The sequence below is a fragment of the Sarcina sp. DSM 11001 genome (assembly GCF_900101015.1).
GTDB lineage: Bacteria > Bacillota > Clostridia > Lachnospirales > Lachnospiraceae > CAG-791.
The window spans coordinates 114,324-141,035 of sequence record NZ_FNFZ01000007.1; the positions used below are offsets into that span (position 1 = coordinate 114,324).

The following is a 26,712-nucleotide window of genomic DNA, read 5'->3' on the forward strand; positions in this document are numbered from 1 at the left end:
TCATGCATAAAAACAGAAAGAGATTCCAGGCTCTTGTGCTTGCTGCCGCCATAACCCTGGCTGCTGTGCCGGGAACGGGTTTCACAGCCCGCGCGGCGGAGCCTGAAATACCCGCAGAGACTGCGTATCCTTTGGAGCCCGAAATACCGGCAGAGACTGCGTATCCTTTGGAGCCCGAAATACCGGCAGAGACTGCGTATCCTTCGGAGCCCGAAATACCCGCAGAGACTGCATATCCTTTAGAGGCAGAAGAAACCGCTGCTGACGCCGTCGATGGCATTGCCCTGCCGGCGGTCAGCCTGAACCAGGAGGAATCCGTATTCGGAGAGATCCCTGCGGAGGACGAGATAGAAGAGGATTCGACGAACCCTGAGGATGAAATCCTGCCGGAGGGCGATTCTCCTGACATCCAGGAGGATGTCTCATCGGAACCCACGGGGGGAACAGTCAGCCAGGAAAACCCGGAGGAAGATTCCTTCCCGGAAAATCCGGAGGAAAAAGGTGCTGCAGAAAATCCGGACCAGGACGCCGCCTCGGAAATCACGGAAGAAACTGATCCTGCGGAAACCCCGGATCAGGATGTCGCCTCAGAAAATTTGGAGGAAACAGATGCTCAGAATTTTCCGGAAGAAAACACTTCTGAAGAACCGGCGGAAGGCGCCGCACAGGAGACGGAGACCGTGACCCAATCCGTGGATGAAGTCCGGGAGAAGACGGATGTCGAGCACGAAGACAACGATCTGCTTTTTGAAGAATACGCGGAAGCCATGTTTGAAGAAGCAGCGGACGGTGCGCAGCCCGGCACTTCAGGAAGAGGACAAAAGAACACGGGGGACCAGCTGACAGGGCAGGACCGTGTCATCTATGATGCGCTGAAGGCCGCCGCCCTGGAGATCGCTGATGGACAAAGGGATTCTACTATCGTAGAGATCCCTCTGTCGGAGTTAGGGATCGATGCGGGAAAACAATATACGGCTGAAGACCTGGGGCTGGACTATATCTACCGCAGAGTCAACGGGACCGGGGAATGGAACCCGGCTATTGAAGATGCCGTCAACAGCATGCTGTCCTTTGACAGCAGAGAGATTTTCCGAAGACTCTGGGCGGACTGTCCTTATGAAATGTACTGGCAGAAAGGTGGGTATTCTTTTCCCGTTAGTCTTGGCTGCAGTAAAAGGGCGTCCGGAAGCGGAGACAGCTGGAGTGGTTTTGTCGTGATCGAGGAGAGTCCTGTCACTTTCAGCATGTGCGTGGAGCAAAAGTACAGGCAGGACCAGGACGATGAATATTCAGTCGATACATCCAAAACCGGCGCTGCCTGTTCTGCTGCCTTGTTTGCCCGGTCCATTGTCAATGACGCCGACAATTCCGGTCTGAGCGATTACGACAGACTGGTTTATTACAAAGACAGGATCTGCAATGAGGTTGTCTATAATGAGGAAGCCCGCCAGAACAGCGAGACCTATCCCGACCGCGGTCCCTGGGCTCTGATCTATGTCTTTGACCAGAATCCGGACACAAATGTGGTCTGCGAAGGATATTCAGAGGCCTTCCAGTACCTGTGCGGTCTGACGGAGTTCCAGAGCAGAAAGATCCAGGTCTATTCTGTATCCGGGATGTTCGGCGGCGGAACCGGAGCAGGTCCCCACAAGTGGAACATCGTCCATATGGACGACGGCCTCAACTATCTGGCAGATGTCACTAACTCGGATGAAGGTACCGTAGGCTGGGACGGGCGACTGTTCCTGAAGGGGATTGAAGGCAATGTCTATGACGGCTATGTCCTTTCCTGGGAGGAATATCAGGAAGAGGTTGAGGAAGAGGACGGCACATACGTCTACACTTACCCCGCAGGCTCTGTGGACTATGCTTATGACCAGGAAACCCGGGCTCTCTTTACGGACGAGGAGCTGACGCTCTCCTCCGGGGACTATGTCCCTGGCAGCCTGCCTCCCGGGCCTCCGGCTCCGACAGTGGACGAGATCGTATCGATCGAGGAGGTCTATCTTTATCTGACAGACAAAATCGAGATGCGCTTTTGCGCGAAGGTTGAAGGTAATATTGAACAGGATGACTATATCACCTTTATCTGCGCCGGCAGAACGGTGACTCAGACTGTTTCTGAAGCGGAAACGGATTCGGAAGGCAGACTGGTCTTTTCCCTGGAGCTTGCCGCCAGGCAGATGACAGACCAGGTGACCTACTTCATGACAGTAGACGGTACCGCCGGCACCTCCGGGCAATACTCGGTGCGTTCCTATGCGGATACTATCCTGAATCAATCCGGGATGAGGGATTATAAAGGGCTGCTCCGCGCCATGCTCAATTACGGCAGTTATACACAACTGTATGCAGGCTATCGCACTGATTTTCTTGCGGCAGAAGGCCTGTACACAGACGAAACTGACCCCGTTCTGAATATGGAAGGACCGGATCTCACTGATTTCGCCTATACCTATAAACTCAACAGTAAAACAGACGGACTCACGATCGGGAAAGCCTCTCTGCTTCTGGGAACAGACCTGTCCCTGAGGCTCTACTATGAACCCGGAGAGGGAAAGACAGATAAGTCCTATTCCATCGTCCTGGCAGACAGATCAGGACTTGAACCTGTGCTGGGCTATGATGATACTATCGGAATGTATTACGCCGATATTGAGCACATCACCCCGACGCAGATCGGAGATATGTTCAAACTCGATTTCTACGCTGAGGACGGACAGGCGGCAGACACCCCCGCAGCCTCCGTCACCTTCGGCCCTCTTAGCTACTGCAAGGGCGTACTGGAGAGCGGCAGCTCCTCCGATGAACTCGTGAACCTGTGCCGGGCTCTGTATGAGTACTGGCAGATTGCCATACGTCCGCTGACCTGACACCGGAGTTGCTGATATCATACGAGTACAAGATCTGGCGGATTGTCATACGTCCGCTGAGCTGATACCGAGGTTGCTGATATCATACGAGTACAAGATCTGACGGATTGTCAGACGTCTACTGAGTTGACAGGCGGCGGACGCTCAGGAAACCACGGCAGAGACAGTTTGCCATTGCCATACGTCCGCTGGGCTGACAGGCGGCGGACGCAGGTCAGTGGCCGATGCATCCGGCTTATCCGGATTATATGACTTATCCGACTTATTTGGTTCAAAGTTTTGAGGTGAGCCGGGGAATACTTAGTCCATTCTACAGGATGCAGTTACTCTGACTCATACGGAAAAATCCGGGGCAGTATATTAAAAGCAAATATAGTTTGATCAGCCTGTACGGGGCCGAGTGTAAAAGCTCGTTTCCCCATACAGGCTGTTTTTTATGAACATTTTTGAGCTGAGCTAAAATATACAGTCGAAATATACGGTTCGTCGAGATGTTGGACAAGACGGGCACGAATTCTGGCAGGATATGCCCGTCACCAAAGGGCTGTAGTATTAAGCGTACAGTGCTCCACTAACAAATTAGAAAATCCGGCTTCGAACGATTATTTTTATGAAATTAGGGCAAACTTCCAAATAGGTGACCTTGGGCCTCCGGAAGCGAAATATCGCTTTGATTTTTCCTGGCATGGGTGACCTTGGGCCTCCGGAAGCGAAATATCGCTATGATTTTTCCCGGCATAGGTGACCTTGGGCTTCCGGAAGCGAAATATCGCTTCACTTACTTCCCGGCATGGGTGACCTTGGGCTTCCAGAAGCGAAATATCGCTTCACCTGTTTCCCGGCATAGGTGACCTCAGGCCTCTGGAAGCGAAATATCGCTACACCTACTTCCCGGCATAGGTGACCTCAGGCCTCTGGAAGCGAAATATCGCTACACCTACTTCCCGGCATAGGTGACCTTGGGCCTCCGGAAGCGAAATATCGCTATGATTTTTCCCTGCATAGGTGACCTTGGGCTTCCAGAAGTGAAATATCGCTTCACCTGCTTCCCGGCATGGGTGACCTCGGGCCTCTGGAAGCGAAATATCGCTTCACCTGCTTCCCGGCATGGGTGACCTCGGGCCTCTGGAAGCGAAATATCGCTTCGCCTGCTTCCCGGCATGGGTGACTCCGGGCTTCCGGATTCGGAATGTCGCTTTACTCTTTTGTACCATGGGAAAGTTAAAAACCAGTTGTCCCCTGAAAACAAGCACGTGTGAATTTTTCAGAAGAGAACAGGACAAATGGTGAAAAAGATTCATGGCTCAAATCATTTACATTCATCGAAAAAAGCGTATAATGGCTCTTGTCGGCACTTTGTATACAAAATAACTCATATTCAAAGTGAAATATATTCATCTTATAATGGCTTTAGAGAAAGACAGGTACACAGTCATGGAAAGAATGCTTGAGATCAGGTGGCATGGAAGAGGCGGCCAGGGCGCCAAGACAGCGGCGCTGCTTCTGGCGGATGTGGCTTTCAAGACAGGACAGTATGTACAGGGTTTCCCTGAGTACGGACCGGAGCGTATGGGCGCGCCCATCACAGCTTTTAACAGGATCAGCCGGAGTAAGATCCGGGTGCACTCCAATATTTACCACCCTGATTTCGTCATTGTAGTCGATGAGACCCTGCTGCATTCAGTCCACGTCACGGACGGCTTAAAGCGCGAAGGGGCTGTCATCGTTAATACCCCCAGGACCGCAGAGGAGATCCGTCCCCTGCTGCAGGGCTACAGCGGAGCAGTCTATACTGTTGACGCGCGCGCCATCTCAGAAGAGACGCTGGGCAGAAACTTCCCTAATACGCCGATGCTGGCAGCGGCAGTGGCGGTCAGCGGTGTCATGGAAAAAGAGGATTTTCTGCGCGAGATGCGCGCCTCCTTCCTGCACAAATTCGCGAGAAAACCGGAAGTCGTCAGCGGGAATATGAAAGCCCTGGAAATGGCCTGCGAGGTGATCGAGAAAACAGCCGGGATGAACCGGAGCGCATAAAACCCCCTGATGTATAAAACCGGGTGAACATAGATGCGCAAAGATTCACATAGGCATTTGAGAATAGACATTTAAAAACAGACGTTTGAAAACAGACATTTGAAAATAGACATTTAAAAACAGACATTTGAAATAATACTGGAACTAAGAATTGTTTGGAGATAAAAGATGCGTACAGATGTAAACCGGATCAATGAGAATACTCCCTGGCAGGAGCTCACAGAAGGCCTGAAGATGTTTGCGGGCGGAACGGCCAGGAATTTCGCGACAGGAGAATGGAGGACCAATACGCCCGTCTTATTACAGGACAAGTGCAGACAGTGTCTGCTGTGCGTTCCTGTGTGCCCGGATGTCAGCATACCGGTGCGGGACGGGAAGAGACTGGATTTTGATTATGAACACTGCAAGGGCTGCGGGATCTGTGCCAGCGTATGCCCCTTTGAAGCAATAGAGATGAAGGAGGGAATAGAGCCGTGAGCAAATGCATCAGAGAGAGAATGTCCGGAAACGAGGCTGTGGCCTACGGGATCCGGCAGGTAAACCCTGACGTGATGCCGGCCTTTCCGATCACGCCTTCCACGGAGATCCCCCAGATGGTCTCCACCTATATTGCCAACGGAGAGATAGATACCGAGTTTATCCCGGTGGAGAGTGAGCACTCCGCCATGTCCGCCGCGATCGGGGCGGAAGCGGCAGGAGCCAGGACAATGACGGCGACCTCCTCTGCAGGCCTTGCCCTGATGTGGGAGGAGCTCCTGCTGGCGGCTTCAAACCGGCTGCCGCTGGTGTTGACACTGGTCAACCGCACCCTATCCGGTCCGATCAACATCAACTGCGACCATTCGGACGGGATGGGAGCCCGCGACACGGGCTGGATCCAGATCTACGCAGAAAACAACCAGGAAGCCTATGACAATTATCTTCAGGCATTTCCGATCGCGGAGGATCCCCGGGTGCACCTGCCGGTGATGGTCTGCCAGGACGGCTTTATCACCAGCCACGCTGTGGAAAATATCGAGCTTCTGGAGGATGGACCGGTCCGCGAATTTGTCGGGACCTACACTCCGGAGGAATATCTTCTCAATCCCGGAAAACCCGTGGCTGTCGGCCCCTATTCTGTATCCAGCTATGCAATGGAAGCCAAGAAGGCCCAGGAAGACGCCATGGAACACGCCGGCGCAGTCATCCTGGAGGTGGCAGACCGCTTTGAAAAGCTCTCCGGCCGCAGATACGGCTTTTTTGAAGAATACCGCACGCAGGACGCCGATTATATCATGCTGATCATGGGCTCCGCGGCAGGCACTGCCAAAGCAGCAGTCGACGAGCTGCGGGAGCAGGGGTGGAAAGCAGGGGTCCTCAAGCTCCGTGTCTTCCGTCCCTTCCCGGAAAAAGAGATCGCCGAAGCCCTGCGCGGCTGCCGGGCTGTCGCGATCATGGACCGGTGCGAGAGCTACAACGGCTGCAGCGGCCCCCTCGGAAGCGAGGTGCCGGCTGCCCTCTATCGGAGCAAAGTGATGACTGAGACCGTCAACTACATCTACGGACTGGCAGGCCGCGATTTTACCGTGGACCATGTGAAAGAGATTTTTGCAGAACTCCGGGATGTCGCGGACGGAAAACAGAAAGCACCGCAGCACAAATATATCAATCTGCGCAGTAAGTAAGAGCGAGTCTAGTGAGACGGCACATTAGGACATAATCAATCAGGAAAGAGAAATAACGTGATGAACAACGATAAAAATACAGCAGCGACCACGGAGGATTTCAGCCTCAAAACCATGCTTCAGCGGCCGGAGAGGCTGACACCGGGACACAGATTGTGTGCGGGCTGCGGCGCGACGATCGGTATACGCGCTGTGCTTCGCGCCCTGCATGAGGAGGACCGGGCTGTGATCGGCAACGCGACGGGATGTGTCGAGGTTTCTTCTTATATGTATCCCTACACGGCGTGGGAGGACAGCTACATCCACAACGCCTTTGAAAATGCGGGGGCGACTCTCAGCGGCGTGGAGACAGCCTACAGGGCTCTCCGCAAGCGCGGCAGGCTCCCGGAAAAAGAGAATTTCAAATTCATCACCTTCGGCGGGGACGGAGGCACCTACGACATCGGTCTTCAGTCCCTGTCGGGCGCCATGGAACGCGGACATGACATGGTCTATGTCTGTTATGATAATGGCGCCTACATGAACACCGGCATCCAGCGGTCCTCAGCGACACCCATGTTTGCGGATACGACGACTACCCCCGCCGGCACGTGTTCCAACGGCAAGGTCCAGTACCGCAAGGACCTCACGGCGATCCTTGTGGAACACCACGTGCCCTATGCGGCGCAGACCACTCTGACGCGGGACTTTAAAGACCTGCACCGGAAGGCCGCAAAGGCAATTTATACAGAGGGCCCCGCTTTTCTTAATATGATGACCCCCTGCCCCCGGGGCTGGCGCTACGAGACCAGCGAGATCATGGAGATCTGCCGCCTGGCGGTGGAGACCTGCTACTGGCCCCTTTTCGAAGTCGACCACGGCAAATGGACCCTGAGCTATGAGCCCAAAAACAAACTGCCCATCGAGGACTTCCTCCGCCCCCAGGGCCGCTTCAAACACCTCTTCAAACCCGGCAACGAACATCTGCTTGTCCTGTTTCAGCAGGAGGTAGACCGCCGATGGGAGGACCTGCAGTACCGCTGCGCGAGATAAACCCCGCTTTTTTGCCCACAATGAAGTTTTAAGTGAACAAAAAGGAGCATAAGATGACCCTGTTGACTTACCGAATTTTCAAGACTGTATCGGAATCCGGAAGCTTTCACAAGACAGCAGACCTCCTGGGGCTGACACCTTCCGCGATCAGTCATACGATCTCAGGAATGGAAAAAGAGCTCGGCTTTTCTGTTTTTACAAGAGGAAAGGCCGGAGTCAGCCTTACCAGCTCCGGCAGCCAGCTTCTCCCCTATATCAATGCAGTCCTGAACAGCGAAGAGAGTCTGCAGCAGGCTGTTTCGGAGATGAACGGTCTCCAGCAGGGGACCGTGAAGGTGGGCGCATTCTCCAGCATCTGCACGAACTGGATGCCGGAGATCATCACTTCCTTCAGGGAAAAATATCCGGCTGTGGAGATCGAGCTGTTTCAGGGGACCTATGACGATGTCGCTTACTGGATCAAAAACGGCGTCGTCGATTTCGGTTTCCTGTCCACTTCCAGCGCGAAGGATCTGCCGATCGAACCTTTTTACCGGGATCCGCTCTTGTGTATCGTGCCCGGAAACTATGAAAAAGAGGAGCCGGGGGATTTCATGACGATCTCGGAGATGTCCCGCCGCCGCTTTGTGGTGCAGCGGGAGTCCACTGACGCTGACATTCAGAATTACCTGAAACAAAACCAGCTGGATATCTCCACCCGCTATCATGTCGTGGACGATCTCTCAACGGTCATCATGGTGCAGGCAGGATTCGGGATCTGTATCATGCCGGAACTGGTCATGACTGATATTCCCTATGATGTGCGTATGTACCGGATGGAGCCTGACGCTGCCCGCATGATCGGCCTGGCCGTGAGGGGCCCCGGCCAGATGGCCCCGGCCGCCCGCACGCTGTATCAGCACATTCTGGAAACCTACCGGAATATCTGAAAAACATCGAAACAGCAGCAGATAACCTTTTTCTTGACAATGTATAAGGTCTATGGCAATATAACTCCATGGCTTTTTTGATAAGCGGCAGAGTCCTGCACTGTATTTTCCGGACAGACTGCGTGCTGAATACCCGGCATCAGCTTTTCCAGGAAAACACGGCAGGTCTCTGATTTTTGCGCTTCGACATAAAGGAGAAGTAGGAAGGAAGCGATAGGATGTACAAAAAGGTAAACCCGGACCTTAATTTTGTGGAGCGCGAGCACGCGACCGTGAAATTCTGGAAAGACAACAACATTTTTGAGAAGAGTATCGAAGAACGCGAAGGCCGCCCCCTCTACATGTTCTATGACGGGCCGCCCACGGCAAACGGCAAGCCTCATATCGGCCATGTTCTCACCCGTGTCATCAAGGACATGGTCCCCCGTTACCGCACCATGAAGGGATATCAGGTCCCCCGCAAGGCGGGCTGGGACACGCACGGACTGCCCGTGGAGCTGGAGGTCGAGAAGGCGATCGGCATCGAAGGCAAGGATGAGATCGAAGCCTACGGCATCGAGCCCTTTATTAAGAAATGTAAGGAGAGCGTCTGGCAGTACAAGGGGATGTGGGAGGATTTCTCCGGCATCGTCGGTTTCTGGGCTGACATGGACAATCCCTATGTCACCTATTATGACGACTACATCGAGTCCGAGTGGTGGGCACTTCAGGAGATCTGGAAAAAGGGCCTTCTCTACAAGGGCTTTAAGGTCGTCCCCTACTGCCCTCACTGCGGCACTCCCCTGTCTTCCCACGAAGTGGCCCAGGGCTATAAGACCCTCAAGGAGCGCTCGGCGATCGTCCGCTTTAAGGTGAAGGGTGAGGACGCCTATTTCCTGGCCTGGACGACAACCCCCTGGACGCTGGCCTCCAACATCGGCCTGTGCGTGAACCCGGAGGAGACCTACGCGAAGGTGAAAGCCGCGGACGGCACCATCTACTATATGGCGAAGGCACTTCTGGACAGCGTGTTTGCTCCTGCCCCTTCCGCGGAGGAAAAGGCTGAGGGTAAAAAGAATAAGAAGAAAAAGGGCAAAAAGGGCGCAGCGGACGCAGGCCAGGAGGCAGCTGCCGCTGAGGCCGCCGAAGCGGAAAAAGCCGCCGAGGCTAAAAATGTCCCTCCCTACGAGATCCTCGAGGAGATGACCGGTAAGGATCTGGAATACAGGGAATATGAGCCCCTTTATCAGTGCGCTGCGGATTCTGTCGCGAAGCAGCACAAAAAGGCATTTTTCGTCTATTGCGACGATTATGTCACCATGACAGACGGTACAGGTATCGTCCATATCGCTCCTGCATTCGGTGAAGACGATGCCCGCATCGGCCGCAAATACGACGCTCCCTTCGTGCAGATGGTGGACGACAAGGGCGTGATGAAGCCCGAGACTCCCTTTGCCGGCATGCGCTGCAAGCCCACTGAGGCTGAGATCGCGGAGGGCGCGGTCAGCGCGGATCCCGAGGTCTTAAAAGAGCTGGAGGCTAGAGGAATGCTCTTTGCCGCGCCGAAGTTCGAGCACGACTATCCGCACTGCTGGCGCTGCAACACCCCTCTGCTCTACTATGCGCGTGAGTCCTGGTTTATCGAGATGACAAAGGTCCGCGATGACCTGGTCCGCAACAACAAGGAGATCAACTGGATCCCCGCCAACATCGGCGAAGGCCGTTTCGGAAACTGGCTGGAGAACATCCAGGACTGGGGTATCTCCAGAAACCGTTACTGGGGCACACCTCTCAATATCTGGGAATGCCCGGACTGCGGAAAGCAGATCAGCATCGGAAGCCGCAAAGAGCTGGCAGACCTGACCGGCGATCCCGCCGCGGCCAATACCGAGCTCCACAGGCCTTATGTGGACAACTATTTTGTCAAATGCGCGGACTGCGGCGGACAGATGAAGCGCGTGCCCGAGGTCATCGACTGCTGGTTTGACTCCGGCGCCATGCCTTTCGCCCAGTACCACTATCCTTTTGAAAATAAGGAGCTCTTTGAAAAGAACTTCCCCGCTTCCTTCATCAGTGAGGCGGTGGATCAGACCCGCGGCTGGTTCTATTCCCTGCACGCGATCTCCACACTTCTTTTCAACAAGCCCGCCTATAAAAACGTCATCGTCCTGGGCCTGGTCCTGGACAAGGACGGAGAGAAGATGTCCAAATCCAAGGGCAACGCGGTCGATCCCTTCGACGCCCTCGGAAAACACGGCGCCGACGCGATCCGCTGGTACTTCTACTCCAACAGCGCGCCCTGGCTGCCCAACAAGTTCCATGACAAGGCTGTGCAGGAGGGCCAGCGCAAGTTCCTCGGCACCCTTTGGAACACCTACGCCTTCTACACCCTGTACGCGGAGATCGACCAGTTTGATCCTACGAAGTATACCCTGGATTACGCAAGCCTTCCCGTCATGGACAAGTGGCTCCTGTCCCGGATGAATTCGATGATCAAAAAGGCGGACGACTGCCTTGACCGCTACAGGATTCCCGAGGCGGCCACAGCCCTGTCCGATTTCGTGGACGAGATGTCCAACTGGTATGTCCGCCGCTGCCGTGACCGCTTCTGGGCCAAGGGCATGGAGCCGGACAAGATCAACGCCTACATGACGCTCTACACCGCTCTGGTCGGCGTCTGCAAGGCAGCTGCTCCCATGATCCCCTTCATGACAGAAGAGATCTACCAGAACATCGTCCGCAGCGTGGACGCGTCCGCACCCGAGAGCATCCATCTGTGCGATTATCCCGTAGTGGATGAGACCATGATCGATCCCGCCCTGGAGAAATCCATGGCCAAGGTCCTCAAGGTCGTCGTCATGGGACGCGCCTGCCGCAACCTGTCCGGCATCAAAAACCGCCAGCCGGTCAACAAGATGTTTGTGAAGGCGCCTGCGCAGGATGACGCGAAGCTGGATACTTATTTTGTCGAGATCATCGAAAACGAGCTCAATATCAAGAGCGTGGAATTCACGGACGACGTCCGCGAATTCACCAGCTACACCTTCAAACCTCAGCTCCGCACAGTCGGACCCAAATACGGCAAACAGCTGGGCGGCATCCGCACCCATCTCGCAGAGCTGGACGGCAACGCCGCCATGGACGAGCTCAATGAAAAAGGTGCCCTGACTTTTGATGTGAACGGCACCGAGGTCTCTCTGACAAAAGAAGACCTGCTGATTGAGATGTCTCAGAAAGAGGGCTACATCTCCCAGGAGGACGGCGGCTATACCGTAGTCCTGGACACCAACCTGACCCCTGAGCTCATCGAGGAAGGCTTTGTCTACGAGCTGATCAGCAAGATCCAGACCATGCGCAAGGAGGCCGGCTTCGAGGTCACCGACCGCATCCGTCTGTCCCTTTCCGGAAACGACAGACTGTCAGAGATCCTGCACAAAAACGAAAAAGCTATCGCGTCCAAGGTCCTTGCTGTCGAGGTCCTCGACGGACAGAACCTCGCAAACTCGAAGGAGTGGGATATCAACGGCGAAAAGGCCACTATTTCCGTAGAGAAGATCTGAAAAAGCAGATCAGCTGCTGATAAACAGTTACTGAAGAAATAAATACTGGAAAAATAAAACTGCATCACTGAGGGACATCCGCACGGAGCATTGCGGATGTCCCGGACAGCGGCTCCCGGACAGGGATCCGGCTGCCGGTATCCATGCTCCCAGAATGAGGATTTTTATATGTTAAAAAGACCCGCTATTGAATTTGACAAAGACCTTTTCAAGAGAAGTGTAGAGTACAACGTGCGCACGATGTACCGCCGCACCATGAAGGAAGCCACCGATCAGCAGGTGTTCCAGGCATCCGCCCTGGCGCTGAAGGATCAGATCATCGACTGCTGGATGCGCACACAGAAGGCTTTCGACGATCAGGATCCCAAGACCCTTCTCTATCTCTCGATGGAGTTCCTGATGGGCCGTGCTTTCGGCAATGACGCTATCAACCTTATGGCCTACCAGCCGATCGCGGAAGCGCTCAAGGAGCTCGGCTTCAAGATGAATGCCATTGAGGATCAGGAGCCTGACGCCGCGCTGGGTAACGGCGGTCTGGGCCGTCTTGCAGCCTGTTTCCTGGATTCCCTCGCCACCCTGAACTATCCCGCCTACGGCTGCGGCATCCGCTACCACTACGGCATGTTCAAGCAGCAGATTGAGGACGGCTACCAGAAGGAAGTGCCGGACAACTGGCTCGAAAACGGTAATCCCCTCGAGCTGAGAAGGCCCGAGTATACCCAGGAGGTCCACTTCGGTGGCCGCGTCGAGTCCTATTACAGTGAAAAGCTGGGCAGGACCATGTACAGGGTGGTCGATTACAACGCGGTCAAGGCAGTGCCCTACGACATGCCCGTCATCGGCTACGGCAACGGATTTGTAGACACACTCCGTATCTGGGACGCTCAGCCCGTGGAGAGCTTCAAGCTTGACTCCTTCGACAAGGGCGATTACCACAAGGCCGTGGAGCAGGAATATCTGGCCAGGACGATCTGCGACGTTCTCTATCCCAACGATGAGAACTATCAGGGCAAGGAACTGCGTCTGAAACAGCAGTATTTCTTCGTATCCGCCTCCCTTCAGCAGGCAGTGCAGAAATATCTCAAGACCCACGATGATGTAAGGAACCTGCACGAGAAGTATGTCTTCCAGATGAACGACACTCACCCGACTCTGGTGGTGCCCGAACTCATGCGCATCCTGATGGATGAATACGAACTCAGCTGGGACGAAGCCTGGGCTGTCACGACAAAGTGCGTAGCCTACACGAACCACACGATCATGGCGGAAGCACTGGAAAAATGGCCTATCGACCTGTTTTCACAGCTCCTTCCCCGCATTTACCAGATCGTGGAGGAGATCCATCACAGGTTCGAGGCGGAGATCACCAGAGTTTACAAGGATACCGGCGCCAACATCGAAGAGAAAAAGCGCAGCATGTGCATCGTCTATGACGGTCAGGTTCGTATGGCCAATATGGCGATCGTCGCCGGTTACAGCGTCAACGGCGTTGCCCGGCTCCACACAGAGATCCTCAAGAACCGTGAGCTCAAGGACTTCTACGAGATGTTCCCCGAGAAGTTCAACAACAAGACCAACGGCATCACCCAGAGGCGTTTCCTGCTGCACGGCAACCCCCTGCTGGCGGACTGGGTCACTGATCACATCGGAGACGAGTGGATCACAGACCTCTCCCGAATGAAGGAACTCAGGGTATATGCGGATGACAAGAGATCCAGGAAGGAATTCCTGAATATCAAGTATAAAAACAAGGTCCGTCTGGCGGATTACATCCTTGAGCACAACGGCATCGAGGTCGATCCCAGATCCATCTTCGATGTTCAGGTAAAACGTCTGCACGAGTATAAACGGCAGCTGCTGAACATCCTTCATGTCATGTATCTGTACAACAAGATCAAGAAGGATCCCACGCTGGATATCCCCAAGCACACCTTTATTTTCGGCGCAAAGGCTGCGGCCGGCTACAAGACCGCCAAGCTGACGATCAAGCTGATCAATTCCGTCGCGGATGTCATCAACAACGACGAGTCCATCGACGACAAGATCAAGGTCGTCTTCATCGAAGACTACAAGGTCTCCAACGCTGAGATCATCATCGCGGCAGCGGATATTTCCGAGCAGATCTCCACGGCCAGTAAGGAAGCTTCCGGAACCGGCAACATGAAGTTCATGCTCAACGGTGCGATCACTCTCGGCACCATGGACGGCGCCAACGTCGAGATCGTCGAGGAAGTGGGCGAAGAGAACGCCTTCATCTTCGGTCTTTCCTCCGAGGAGGTCATGAACTACGAGAAGAACGGCGGCTACGATCCCATGCGCATCTTCAACGAAGATGAGGAGATCCGCCAGGTGCTGGTCCAGCTTGTAAACGGCACCTATTCCCCTCAGGATCCCGAGCTTTTCCGTCCTCTGTACAACAGCCTTCTCCAGAGGCAGGGCATGGATCCCGCCGACCGCTATTTCATCCTTGCGGATTTCCGGTCTTACATCCAGGCGCAGCATGATATCTGCGAAGCCTACAAGGATCAGAAGCGCTGGGCACAGATGGCCATCCGCAACGTCTCTTTCGTCGGCAAGTTCTCCTCCGACAGAACCATCGAGGAGTATGTCAAGGATATCTGGCATCTGGATAAGGTCAAACTGCCTGCAAGGCGCAGGCGCAAAAAGACCACAACTACTGCCACTGATGAGGATTAAATATCAGTAAGCAGTAAAGAAAGAAAGCAGCAAAGCTGAGACTCTGTACAGATAACCGTACAGAGTTAAAGCAGCAAAGCTGAGATTCCGTACAGATAACCGTACAGATTTAAAGCATCAAAGCTGCAGCAATATACAATATACAATATACATAAGAAAAAAGGGCCGCAGGTCCGGCTGGACACAGCCGGTATCTGCGGTCTTTTTACCCGCAGAAGCCTGAGAGGTCAGAATCTGTCAGGCTCTTTCGCATCTGTTTAAACTTTTCCGGGGAAACAGGGTGCGTTATTGCAAAAAGCAGCGGAAGAGCCGGTTGTTATTTACAAACAGCTCTTGACGGACGGACGCAGGGGCTTTACGCTTTTCGTGAAAACTTGAAACGTGAAACAGATCGCTTCGGAGGTTATTCATTGAAACAATTGAAAATTGTAGTTCTGTGCGGAGGACTGAGCACAGAAAGGAATATATCTTTCCTGACAGGTTCCCGTGTCTGCCAGGCTCTGCGGAGCCGCGGACACAAAGCAGTGCTGGCGGACCTGTTCATGGGATTTGAGGAGATGGACAATACGGACCGCGGAGACTCCGCTTCAGATTCCGCTTTTAATCCGGACATTCTTTTTGAAGATCTTCCCCCCATTCCGGAGTACACCTTCGACGGGACGGCTCCGGATCTGGACGCGGTACGAAGGTCCAGAAAATGGCAGAGTCCTTCCCTGTTCGGCCTGCATGTCCTCGAGGTGTGCCGGGCGGCGGATATTGTCTTTATCGCCCTGCACGGAAAGAACGGAGAGGACGGACGTGTCCAGGCGGCCTTTGATATGATGGGCATCCCCTATACAGGCTCCGGCCATCTCGCCTCGGCGATGAGTATGGACAAGATCGTCACGAAAATGATCGTAGCCCGGCATGATGTACTGACTCCCGCCTTCCACCGCTGGGAATTTGAAGAAAAAGGTTCGGAACCCGAAGCGCGGGAGAAATTCATCCGGACAGTATGCCGGCAGACGGCTGTTCCCTGTGTGGTCAAGACGCCGGAAGGAGGCTCTTCAGTAGGCGTGTATATCGTGCGCAGAAAAGAAGAGCTGCGTGAAGCTGTCCGTAATTGCATGTATTACGGCAACACGTTTATGACCGAGCAGTTCATCGAGGGACGGGATTTTACCTGCGCCGTGCTCTGCGGACGGGCCCTGCCTTCGGTGGAAATCGTTCCAAAGACCAGGTTCTACGACTATTCCAATAAATATGAGGCCGGTGCGACGATTGAGATCTGCCCCGGGCGGGTCACCCCCGAGACGGAGGAAAAAATGGGCGAGATCGCCCTCCGGGTACATGAGATCATGGGCCTGCGGACTTACTCGCGCAGTGACTTTGTCATTGACAAAAAGGGCAGAATCTGGTTTATCGAAGTGAACACACTTCCCGGTATGACAAAGACCAGCCTTGTCCCGCAGGAGGCAGCGGCTGTCGGGATCGGCTATGAAGAGCTGTGTGAGATGATCGTCGAAGACGGCCTGCGCTATAAACCGCAGGACCTGTGACAGGATTTATCTGACACATTTTCTTCCAAATATACAAGACTCAGGGAGAATGCTATGGAAAAACTGATGCTCCGTGAACTACTGGAGGCGACCGGCGGGACCTTGTTGTCCGGGGACGAGAAGGACGAGAAAGCTGATCGGCAGGAAACGGAGATCCTCTCTGTGGTGACGGACAGCCGCAAGATCACTCCCGGCTGTGTCTTTTTTGCCCTCTCAGGTGAACGCTTTGACGGTCACGCCTATGTCGGCTCCGCTCTTGAAAAGGGAGCTGCCGGCTGTATTATTTCCAGGGCTCCGGAGGAAATACGCCCGGACCGGTTTTATATTCTTGTGGAAGATACCAGAAGGGCGCTGGGGAATCTGGCTCATTATTACAGAAAAAAACACGATGTAAAGGTCGTGGGGATCACCGGGAGCGTCGGCAAGACAACCTGCCGCGAGATGGTGGCGGCCGTCCTGGCCCGCCGGTTCAGGGTCCATTCTACAAAGGGGAATTTTAATAATGACATCGGCCTGCCCATGACGATCTTCGACCTGTCGGGAGAAGATGAGATTATGGTCCTGGAGATGGGAATGAATCATCCCGGCGAGATCAGACGCCTTTCTGAAATCGCGGCCCCCGATATTGCGGTCATCACGAATATTGGGACAGCTCATATCGGTATTCTCGGAAGCAGGGAAAACATCTATCACGCCAAAAAAGAGATTTTTGACGGAATGGCACCGGGAGCGCAGGCGGTCCTGTGCGGTGACGACGACTTCCTGCCGCAGATCAGACAGGATCCGGAGATGGCAGCTGCGTATTCAATTTTCTATGCGGGACAGAGCGAACTCTGCGATTACAGGGCCGCAGATGTTCATGTTGAGATCACCGGCACGGAGAAAGAGGGAGAGGTCCGTATGAATACGGTCTGCTCGCTGACGTTCCCGGGCGTGAAAGAGTCGCTGGAACTCTGCATTCCCGCAGCGGGAAGACACCTGATCTATCCCGCCTCCCTTGCGGCGGCCGTGGGCAGCCTCCTCGGCATGACAGCCGCAGAGATCCGGGAAGGGATCGGAGCCTTTGCCGGTCAGCGCATGCCCTGTGAGAAATACGGGGAGATCCTGATTTTTGACGACACCTATAACGCCAGCCCTGAATCCATGAAGTCCTCCCTGGAGGTGCTTTCCTGCGTGCCCATGCCCAGAAAAGCCGCTGTCCTGGGGGATATGCTGGAGCAGGGCGAATATGCAGAAAAGCTTCACAGGGAGACCGGCGCCGCTGCGGCGCAGGCAGGGATCGATACTCTGATCACTGTAGGTCCCCTGTCCTCCTTCATCGCGGACGAAGCCAGAGCCTGCGGCCTTGCGGATGTCAGGGCCTTTCCTGACCGCGAATCCGCCGCCGACGCAGTGCGGCAGATCACCCGGCCCGGCACAGCGATCCTGTTCAAAGCCTCCCACGGCATGGCCCTGGATAAATTAGCCGCGATCAGCAGGGAGACAGCCGGGAAATGAGGATCCGGCCAGCCCGGAAGTGAGGATGATTCAGCCAGCCCGGAACTAAAGAGTCAGGCATCTGACAATCTTATGCCCCATAGCAGGAGGGAGACCATGGAATACAAGATCCGAAGAACAGACCGTAAACTGGAGAGCGCCGGTTCGGTGCTTGAGTTTTACAGGGACACAATGATCCTTCCCGACGGGACAGAGCAGAAATGGGATTATGTGCGCCATAAAAAGGGCGGCGGCGCCTGTACGGTGCCCGTCCTTGCGGACGGCAGGATCCTGATGATCCGCCAGTACCGGCCTGCTATCGACCGCGAAGCCCTGGAGCTCCCTGCCGGCGCCCGGGACGCCTCCGGCGAAGACCCGGCGGTGACTGCTGCCCGTGAACTGGAGGAGGAGACCGGCTACCGGCCTGGCAAAATGACAAAGCTGGCGAGTATTCTTACAGCCATCGCCTGGTGCAATGAAAGAACGGACATCTATCTGGCGCGGGATCTGGAAAAAGTCGGCGGACAGCAGCTGGATGAGGCAGAAGAGATCGAGATCTGCGCAGTTCCTCTCGAAGACCTGTGCCGCCGGATCTATGCCGGCGAGATCCAGGACGCAAAGACCGTAGCCGGGATAATGGCCTATCGGAGCCTTTTGGCAGAAGAAGCTGCCGGAGAAGCAAAAGAGGCAGAGGCTGCTGAGACTGCTGAGGCGTCAGAGGCAGTAAAAAAGAAAGAAACTGCCAAATCCGCTGAAAAAAAAAGGACACCTGAAAAGCCGGATACACTTCTGTCAAGACTTCACCGCGTGCTGAAACGGGCGAGGACCGGCTGAGAGCTTCATAAGATTCGAAATTTCGACCTGTAGGTGGAATGACAGGACATTCCAGTTGTACAGGTCGAATATTTGTCAGTGAACTGTGCGCACCTCTGTGCCGCAGCCATAGGAGGATTTTACCAGTGGATCAAAAAAACACTGCGGTCGGATTTGCACCATTCTACATCCTGACCGCAGGAGCGCTCTGGGGCAGTATGGGACTTTTTGTCCGCAGGCTGGGAGATGCAGGGTGCAGCTCTGCCGAGATCGCTCAGCTGCGCAGCCTTGTGACTGCCCTGGTACTTTTTCTTTACCTGATGATCCGGGACAGAAGCCTGTTCCGCATCCGACTCCGGGATCTGTGGTGTTTTTTCGGCACCGGAGTCCTGAGTATTGTTTTTTTCAATGTCTGTTATTTTACGACCATTGAACTTACTTCTCTGTCGGTAGCAGCGGTCCTGCTCTATACGGCGCCTGCTTTTGTCATCATTCTCTCCGCCATCCTTTTTAAAGAAAGGATCACGGGGAAAAAGATACTTGCGCTGGTCTTGACTCTGATCGGGTGTATATGCGTCAGCGGACTTCTCCGCGGAGGCGCCTCCCTGACCCTGAAAGGGTTTCTGGTCGGGATTGGAGCCGGTGTCGGATATGCCCTGTATTCTATTTTTGGAAGATATGCGCTCGACCGCGGCTACAGGAGTCTGACGATCTCTTTTTACACCTTTTTGTTTGCGGTTTTCGGAACGATTCCCTTTGTTTCCATGCACAATGTCTGGCACGCGGTCAGTTCAGGGGCGGCGCAGACTGCCTTTATCTGCCTGTTCGGGCTCGTGACCACTGTTCTTCCCTACATTATTTATACAAAAGGACTGCAGGGAGTGGAAAACGGGCAGGCTTCCATTCTCGCTTCTGTGGAGCCTGTCGTTGCTACGATCCTGGGCATCGTGGTCTTTCATGAGATCCTGCACCCTGATGAGATTGTCGGAATCATACTGATCCTGGGAGCGATCCTGATCAGCAGCCGGTGATGCTTTTTAGCACCGAAGACTGTCTCCGGTTTATTCCTGCATGTTTGTGAACAACAGATCATAACCACAAACCTGATAAGGTGATCCTGCGTTTTTGAATCAAAACAGACGTAACCCCGGTATGCGGGTTTGTGTCTGTTTTTAAGTATAACATGAGAAAATGATATTCTATGCGCAGGTCAGTATTGCCCCGTCTTCTTACGTGAACATTTCTGAGATTATTCCTGTTCATTAGATCATACATACTACTTTTCTTTTGGCTTTTTGACGGTTTCTTATATTCTTTATCCATACTATATACGTGAAGAATTATATGCATATATGCATATCTAGGAAATTGCCCGGCTGTTTTTATATGATTATCTATTGCAGGTCAGAAACTGCAGCCGCGATAGAAGCCGGGATAGAATATAGTGATGAACAGAACACAGGGAATACAGTGAAGACGGAAAGTGCTGACGAACTCACAGCGGATACAGCCGCAGTTATGTATGAATACGGCAGACACCTTACATCTTGAGTTTTACTAGAAAGAGAAATACAAATTTAGATGAAAAAATTACTTCGAAGGATCAGACAGATATTAAGAGACCGCAGAACGCGCCGCTTCTTTAAGAGATTTGTAGGCACGTTTGCGGCTATTGTTGTCTTTGTGACAACCTATGCTCTGGTATTACCAGCCATTACCATGGAAGCTGAAGCCCAGTGCGGCATCGAAGCCCATCAGCATGACGACAGCTGCTTTGAAGAAGTGCTTGTCTGTGATCTCCCGGAAAGCGACGGACATCAGCACGTCGACAGCTGCTATGAAAAGGTACTCGTATGTAGGAAAGAATCACACACTCACAGCCCTGCATGTTATCGATCCGATTTCTATGGAGATACAGCGGAGAGTACTGCTGTCAGCGGCGCAGAGTCAGCGGCAGCCGTTGCTGGCAATACGTCTGTAACGGCGACTCCAACTGACGAAATCATTGAAGGCGAGTACAGCGAAGACGAGGTCATTGAAGAAGCAGGCGCGGCAGCACCCGCAGCAGATGCGGAAACTGAAATCACGGAAGATATAAATGACTATACAAATACGGAAGAATCAAGTGCTGAAGCTTCCCTGTCGTCCGCATCTTCCGGAACGTCTGCGTCTGAATCCTCCGGCGAATCAACGTCTGAATCCTCCGATGAAACTGCGTCTGCGTTTCCAGGCGAAACTGTATCTTCGTCTACCGGCGAGACTGCGTCAGTATCCTCTGGCGAAGCTGTTTCTTCATCTTTTGCCGCATCTATTGCTGCAGACGATTCAGATACTAATACAGGAGATACTAATACAGGAGATACTGATACAGGAGATACTTACGAAGAAAATACTTCCGCACAAGAAGCGGATAAAACAAAAGATGCAGATATTGAATCAGACTCTGATGAATCTGCAACAGATGACCAGGCAGAGAAAATGGCTTTGCTTTATCCTGCCCTGACATTCCAGGATTCCATTGCAGCTTCCATGGGAACCCTTCCCACAGATACGGGGAGCGAAAAAGCGACGGCACTTCCGGACCAGACCGAACTGACCGTTCATGTTGAAGCGGACGAAGGGGCCTTCCCGGAGGGGACTACAATGAGGCTCTCCGCCGCAGAAGATATGGATGCCGTCGCTTCCGCCGTCGAAGAAGCTGTGACTGCCGACGATGCCGTCAGCAATAAAACACGCGGCTTCCATGCCGTGGATATCAGCTTCTGGAACAACGAAGGCGTTGAGATTGAACCCCTCAAACCTATCAGAGTCTCCATAACGAGCGAAAGTATCAAACAGGCTGTAGAAGACACTTCCACAGCCCCTGTTGTTGTGCATGTCACTGACAAAGTAACGGATCAGACTTCGGCAGATACGACAGATGCAGTTGTTGAAAACAATTCAAATGATTCCGGGGAAAAGAATACTGAATCTATTCCGGAAACAGAGGAGAATCTAGAGACATCAGAGACCAAAAAAAGTGCTGATGAAAATGCAGATCACGAGTCTCCCGTTGCCACCATCGTTGAGACCGAAAAGCAGACTGAGGCTGAAAACGGCCGAACGATCGATACAGACACCCTTACCTTTGAAGCAGGGGCCTTCTCTGTGTATGCGATCGTGTATACAGTGGACTTCGAGTATTCCGTGAACGGCAAAATGTACCAGTTCAGCCTTCCTGGAGGCGGATTTGTCAGCTTTACAGACCTCGTAGAAGTGTTGGATATAATTGGTGATCCGAACACTCATGAAAAAGGGAACAAAAATGAGGCTGAAATCGCAGAAAATGCAGAAGAAAATGGCAACGACGAATGGACAGAAGAAAGTGATATAAGTTCTGCTGCGAACATGGCACTCACGCTGGGGGATGTGGAAGCGTCCGATGCTGTGAAGAAATTCGTAGCGGATGTAGATTCTGTGGAATTCAGCAACCCTGAACTGGTTGATGTAAGCAAGGCAGAGAACGAAACCACAGTCGGTCAAATTAAGGAGAACCGTGGGCTTGAATGTGAGTATAGCTTGGAACTGACAGAAGAGCAGACTGAGGAGATTAATTCACAGACGGTAGAAGTAGGTGACTGGGCGCTGATTAGCGTTAAGCCTTTTAGTAGTCAAGAAACGTTGACTGTGACTATGAAGACGGGAGAGGTCTTTGAGATCAGAGTGACGGATTATCAGATCAGTACAAATGTTTTGACAACAGACGGTCAGACTTACAAGATCACTGTGACTTATGGCGATGATGCAGAAATTCCAGACGGAACGAAACTTGTTGCAAGTGAAATCGAGCCAGGAACGGATGAGTATATTCAGCATCTCGGAAAGGCATGGGCAGAAGTAAACAAAGAGTATTTTGAAGTCGAAGAAATGCGTGAGAATTATGATGAGAGCATGGGAGAACTGCCCGATGTTCCTTATACAAATATTAATACCGCTCGTTTCTTTGATATTTCCTTGATCTACAATGATGAAGAAATTGAACCGAAAGCACCGGTTCGGGTGGAAATCAGCTATGTTCAGGGTCTGAAGGCATGGGAAGAAACGACACCCGGTGTGGCGCACTATGTGTCTGAAACCCAAGTGGAGATTATCGAGGATGTTGAAACAATCATCCAGGATAATGAAGTGACAAGCTTCCGATATGAGCAGGATAGCTTTTCCGGCGTAGGGACATATGTTGCTCAGGAAATTCAGGATAGTTATGTTGAGCCTAAACTCGCAGCGTTTCCGGATCCTAATGGAAGTACCACAGTGAAGAGCGCGAACCTGACGGATGAGGCGCTGAATGAAGTGGTTCTCTCTTCTCTGAAATCGTCTGATCTGCTGCGTGCAGGCGAGACTGAACAGTCGGATGAAAACGACCATACTGATCTTGAAAAACCAGAAGCTCATAAAACATTGACGCCAAATAAAGATGAGAGTAATCAGGAAGACGGTACCTATACGCTCACTTTAAGCGTAAAAGGGCATTCAAGCGTGACCACAGAGACGACGGTCAAAAAGTCCAATGTCCTTGTTGTGATGGATCGTTCCAGTAGTATGATTACGAAAACAGTCAGTGATGATAGCACTCGCTGGTATTATGGGACAAAAAATACCAGCAGTTGGAGAGGTGACCTTACTGAAGGAAACGGTTACCATTTCATAGGTGTTGTAAACAATCAAGATGTGGACCTCATTGTCAGTTATGATTGGCAAGTTGGAGGGAGTTGGAGCAATCCGGTAATCACATATCAATCAGGTGTTGATCGGTGGGGAAATCCACAGTATTCCAATTACCCTGACGACTCACCAATTTACGTTGTCAGTAAAAAGACTCGTATGACTGCTGAGCAGGAGGCGCTAAGCACTCTGTTCACTCAGCTAATGGAGAATAATAACGCAAGCGGTGTAAATACTGATGTGGTTGAAATTTCGGTCATCAGTTTCGGCGATGAACGATTTGACGATAAATCCTGGTCGAACGAAACGGAGATCGGTTGGCAGAGCGGAAGAGATACATCTGTTTTAATGGGCGTCGTAAACAGTAATCGCTTCACTAGCGGTACAAACTGGGAGGAGGCTCTGCAATATGCATATGAAGTCATCAGCTCGAAAAAGACAGCAGAGGAAAATGCTGGTAATACGAATGAAGATTATTATGTGATTTTCTTAACCGACGGAGAACCGACTGCAATTGAGGGTGAATCAGGTGGCGCCCATCACACCACTGATCCAAAAACCGGTGTAATAACGAACGGTCAAGGAAATATTTATGCCTATGAGGAATCAAAGGATGCTGCTAAAGCTCTTGTGGATGCAGGATTCGCGTTTTATAATATTTTCACATTCAGGACAACGGAAGATGATAAATACTCTATTTATCTGACAAACTATGCCTATGGAAACGGCAATGGGAACGGGAATACAAATACAGATGCGGTTCAGAACTACTATGAGGATGCTCAGACAATAGATTCTCTTAAAAACAAATTTGATGATATCTTCAACACCATTGAAGACTCCATCGGCCACGGCAATGTCAGCATTACAGATACGCTGACGACAGATGCTATGACGACAACTGTGGTACAAGGGAAGACGAACGGATATGTCTATGAGGTGCGGGATGCGTCTAAGACATTATTGTATACAGTTACCGCAACAGGGAACCTCAGTGATCCGACTGTTGTATTCAATGTACCTGCGTCCTCTATCAAGAATTATACTGCGACCTCATCAACCGTAGGTGGGAAAAAGTTGTACTCTGTCACAACTGCTGAGGGTAAGGTATTGAAAATGGCCCTGGCAGATATTAATAATGATACGGGTGAACTGGTGTGGGATCTTTCACCAGTTGGATTACTGTTGGATAATTATACATATTCCGTAAATTTCATTGTTTGGCCTGATCAGGACGCATATGATTATGTAGCTGCCTTGAATAACGGACTTGAAACCATTACAGATTCTAACAACGATATAGTGGATGTGGTGTGGAACCAGGGAGCAACAGAACCAGTAACCGGTTCTTCAGGGACATATTATAAAGGAGGCTGTTCTAAGTATCCAAGCATTGTATATTATCCTGGTACAGGTGATGATTACGAAAAGGGTGTATACAATGGATACTTTGCTGTGCTGACTAATACGGATCAGAAGCTTCATTATTCTGTAATTGAGACCGTCACAACAAACGACACAACAAAAACTGAAATTACAGGACCATTTTATCATGACCTTGAAACCCCGGATCCCATGCCCCTGGCACATACCCAGTCATTGATCTATAAAAAATGGAATATTGATAGAGACCCTGAAATCCTGTTAAGGTTACTATATGAATTTGAAGGTGAAGAACCGGTTTATGATGAAAATAATAATCTGATTCCTACAGAATTCACCATTGGATTCGATATTTTGCAGGATACGAACACAACCCCTTATGATATTGTGGGCCTTGGTTGGGATGGAGAAAACTATATATGGGATACAACTGATCCGAGTAGTCTCAAGACTTTTGAATATAAAGGAAAGGAATATACGATCAGTACCCGATGGATGCAGGATTTTTCCATAGCTACCGGCTTGATGCTGAGTGGAGAACGTATGGATGCCATTGGCCTGGACAGATCCGCTTATCCGTCAGGTGAATATACTGATGAAGAAGGGCATACGACTACATATTATCTCTTGGAAGATGGGCATGATTATACCATTAGGGAGAATAATGTGTCTTATGAGTTTGACTTTAAAGCGCCGGTCTACCATCCAATGCTGGTTGATGGCACTCTGAGAAATGTTAACTTCACAAAGACAGGTAATGGAAACACTATCAGTTTTACTGAAATTAGTGCACTAAATATTAATCCGGAAACGGACACCTCTTCTCTGGAGATTGTGAATACACTGCGTGGCTACATCCATTTAAATAAAAAAGTTGTCGGTTCAGACGGAGTGACAGAAATAACTGATGATACCACTGAATTTGAATACACGATCGAGTTAAATAATCCTGCTGCTCCGTTCACGATAGAGGGGAGCCATATTTCGTGGTATGGAATCAGTGGGCTTTACTATCATGATGAAAATGGTAACTATTATCAGGCGGTTTCGGCAGGAACGACAGTTGATGGTGAAGGCAACACTATAGGGAAACTGACCCTGGAAGATGAAAATGGAGTTGTTCATGACGCTATTTGCGCAGGGGCTTTTGATAATGATGCTGTTGGCCCCACGACGGTAACTTTTACAGAGAGCGGGGAGAGCATTCAACTCTTTGGTAACCAGTTAAATCCGGAAGAGGAGACTTCAGAAGGTTCAGGTGCGTATAAAAAAGCTACGGCAACCATAAGAATAACGAGAGCCCAACAGCTCAATATCGCGAACGTTCCAATAAATACCACATATAAAATAATAGAAACGGATGCAAACGGTTATCAGCTGATTAAGATTGAACGGCAGACTGGTAATGGAGTTGCTGTATCAGCTGGAAATGTAGGTACAGCAACTATTACAGGTACAATCATTCCCAATAACGAGACGAATATCATTTACACAAACCGCTGTGACATCATAACGATCCAAAAAATTGATAGTGATGGAAATGGACTTGAAGGCGCTGTTTTCCAACTCAAAGCTGTGAATGGACAAGCTGAGAGCCTTTTAACGGACGTTGACGGAATTGGTGAAGTTACGAAGGTAATTGACGGAAAAGAAACAACGTTCGAAAGTGCATTTGAAACAACGGGTGGCGAACAAAGAATTGCCGGGTTGTCGAATGGAACATATAGGCTTCGAGAAGTATATGTTCCCACAGGATATATCAGTACAGTGAGTCAAATAGACTTCAAGATTGAAAATCAGGTTATGTCAATGATCACAGAAGATGATACCTTGGAATTTGTTCCTGCTTCAGTATCCGGCGGAAGTGTGAAACTGGCATTATTGAAGATTACCAACACTCCCGGTGCAGCACTCCCGAACACCGGCGGCCCCGGTACACAGCTCTTCACGATCCTCGGCAGCATCCTGATCCTTGGAGCGGGTGTACTGCTGTGGAGGAGACGGAGATTAATTTAGCACAAGGTTAACAGAGA

Annotated in this window: 13 protein-coding genes; all 13 read left to right on the forward strand. The window is 51.7% G+C overall.

What is annotated here, in order from left to right:
- The first annotated feature begins 2 nt into the window (after positions 1 to 2).
- The 13 genes from BLT02_RS05260 to BLT02_RS05325 all read left to right on the forward strand — a co-directional run bounded on the left by BLT02_RS05260 (position 3) and on the right by BLT02_RS05325 (position 26,695).
- A complete protein-coding gene (locus BLT02_RS05260) occupies positions 3 to 2,873 on the forward strand; it encodes a ring-infected erythrocyte surface antigen domain-containing protein (protein ID WP_092992282.1) in 2,871 nt (956 codons plus the stop codon).
- 1,434 nt (positions 2,874 to 4,307) lie between these two features.
- Positions 4,308 to 4,907, forward strand: coding sequence for a 2-oxoacid:acceptor oxidoreductase family protein (locus tag BLT02_RS05265; protein ID WP_092992284.1), 600 nt, complete (start codon positions 4,308 to 4,310; stop codon positions 4,905 to 4,907).
- 168 nt (positions 4,908 to 5,075) lie between these two features.
- Positions 5,076 to 5,384 carry a 4Fe-4S binding protein gene (locus BLT02_RS05270; RefSeq protein WP_092992286.1) on the forward strand — a complete coding sequence of 103 codons (309 nt, stop codon included), beginning with the start codon at positions 5,076 to 5,078 and terminating at the stop codon, positions 5,382 to 5,384.
- Positions 5,385 to 5,404: 20 nt separating this feature from the next.
- The gene (locus BLT02_RS05275; protein WP_092992337.1) at positions 5,405 to 6,571 is read left to right on the forward strand and encodes a transketolase C-terminal domain-containing protein; all 1,167 of its coding nucleotides are present in this window, start codon (positions 5,405 to 5,407) and stop codon (positions 6,569 to 6,571) included.
- Between the two features lie 60 nt (positions 6,572 to 6,631).
- Positions 6,632 to 7,603: a thiamine pyrophosphate-dependent enzyme gene (locus tag BLT02_RS05280; protein WP_092992288.1), complete on the forward strand. Its 972-nt coding sequence runs from the start codon at positions 6,632 to 6,634 to the stop codon at positions 7,601 to 7,603.
- Positions 7,604 to 7,656: 53 nt separating this feature from the next.
- The gene (locus BLT02_RS05285) at positions 7,657 to 8,532 is read left to right on the forward strand and encodes a LysR family transcriptional regulator (protein ID WP_092992339.1); all 876 of its coding nucleotides are present in this window, start codon (positions 7,657 to 7,659) and stop codon (positions 8,530 to 8,532) included.
- Positions 8,533 to 8,750: 218 nt separating this feature from the next.
- Positions 8,751 to 12,071: an isoleucine--tRNA ligase gene (ileS, locus tag BLT02_RS05290; protein WP_092992290.1), complete on the forward strand. Its 3,321-nt coding sequence runs from the start codon at positions 8,751 to 8,753 to the stop codon at positions 12,069 to 12,071.
- Between the two features lie 168 nt (positions 12,072 to 12,239).
- Positions 12,240 to 14,768 (forward strand): glycogen/starch/alpha-glucan phosphorylase, encoded by a 2,529-nt coding sequence (locus BLT02_RS05295; RefSeq protein WP_092992341.1) that lies wholly within the window; start codon positions 12,240 to 12,242, stop codon positions 14,766 to 14,768.
- 410 nt (positions 14,769 to 15,178) lie between these two features.
- On the forward strand, positions 15,179 to 16,306 hold the full coding sequence (locus BLT02_RS05300; protein WP_347474905.1) for a D-alanine--D-alanine ligase family protein: 1,128 nt from the start codon (positions 15,179 to 15,181) through the stop codon (positions 16,304 to 16,306).
- Between the two features lie 54 nt (positions 16,307 to 16,360).
- Positions 16,361 to 17,803: a UDP-N-acetylmuramoyl-tripeptide--D-alanyl-D-alanine ligase gene (gene murF / locus BLT02_RS05305; protein WP_092992294.1), complete on the forward strand. Its 1,443-nt coding sequence runs from the start codon at positions 16,361 to 16,363 to the stop codon at positions 17,801 to 17,803.
- 96 nt (positions 17,804 to 17,899) lie between these two features.
- Positions 17,900 to 18,616 carry an NUDIX hydrolase gene (locus BLT02_RS05310; protein WP_092992296.1) on the forward strand — a complete coding sequence of 239 codons (717 nt, stop codon included), beginning with the start codon at positions 17,900 to 17,902 and terminating at the stop codon, positions 18,614 to 18,616.
- A gap of 125 nt (positions 18,617 to 18,741) precedes the next feature.
- Positions 18,742 to 19,626: a DMT family transporter gene (locus BLT02_RS05315; RefSeq protein WP_175453699.1), complete on the forward strand. Its 885-nt coding sequence runs from the start codon at positions 18,742 to 18,744 to the stop codon at positions 19,624 to 19,626.
- Between the two features lie 550 nt (positions 19,627 to 20,176).
- Positions 20,177 to 26,695: a SpaA isopeptide-forming pilin-related protein gene (locus BLT02_RS05325; RefSeq protein ID WP_092992302.1), complete on the forward strand. Its 6,519-nt coding sequence runs from the start codon at positions 20,177 to 20,179 to the stop codon at positions 26,693 to 26,695.
- The last annotated feature ends 17 nt before the right edge of the window (positions 26,696 to 26,712 follow it).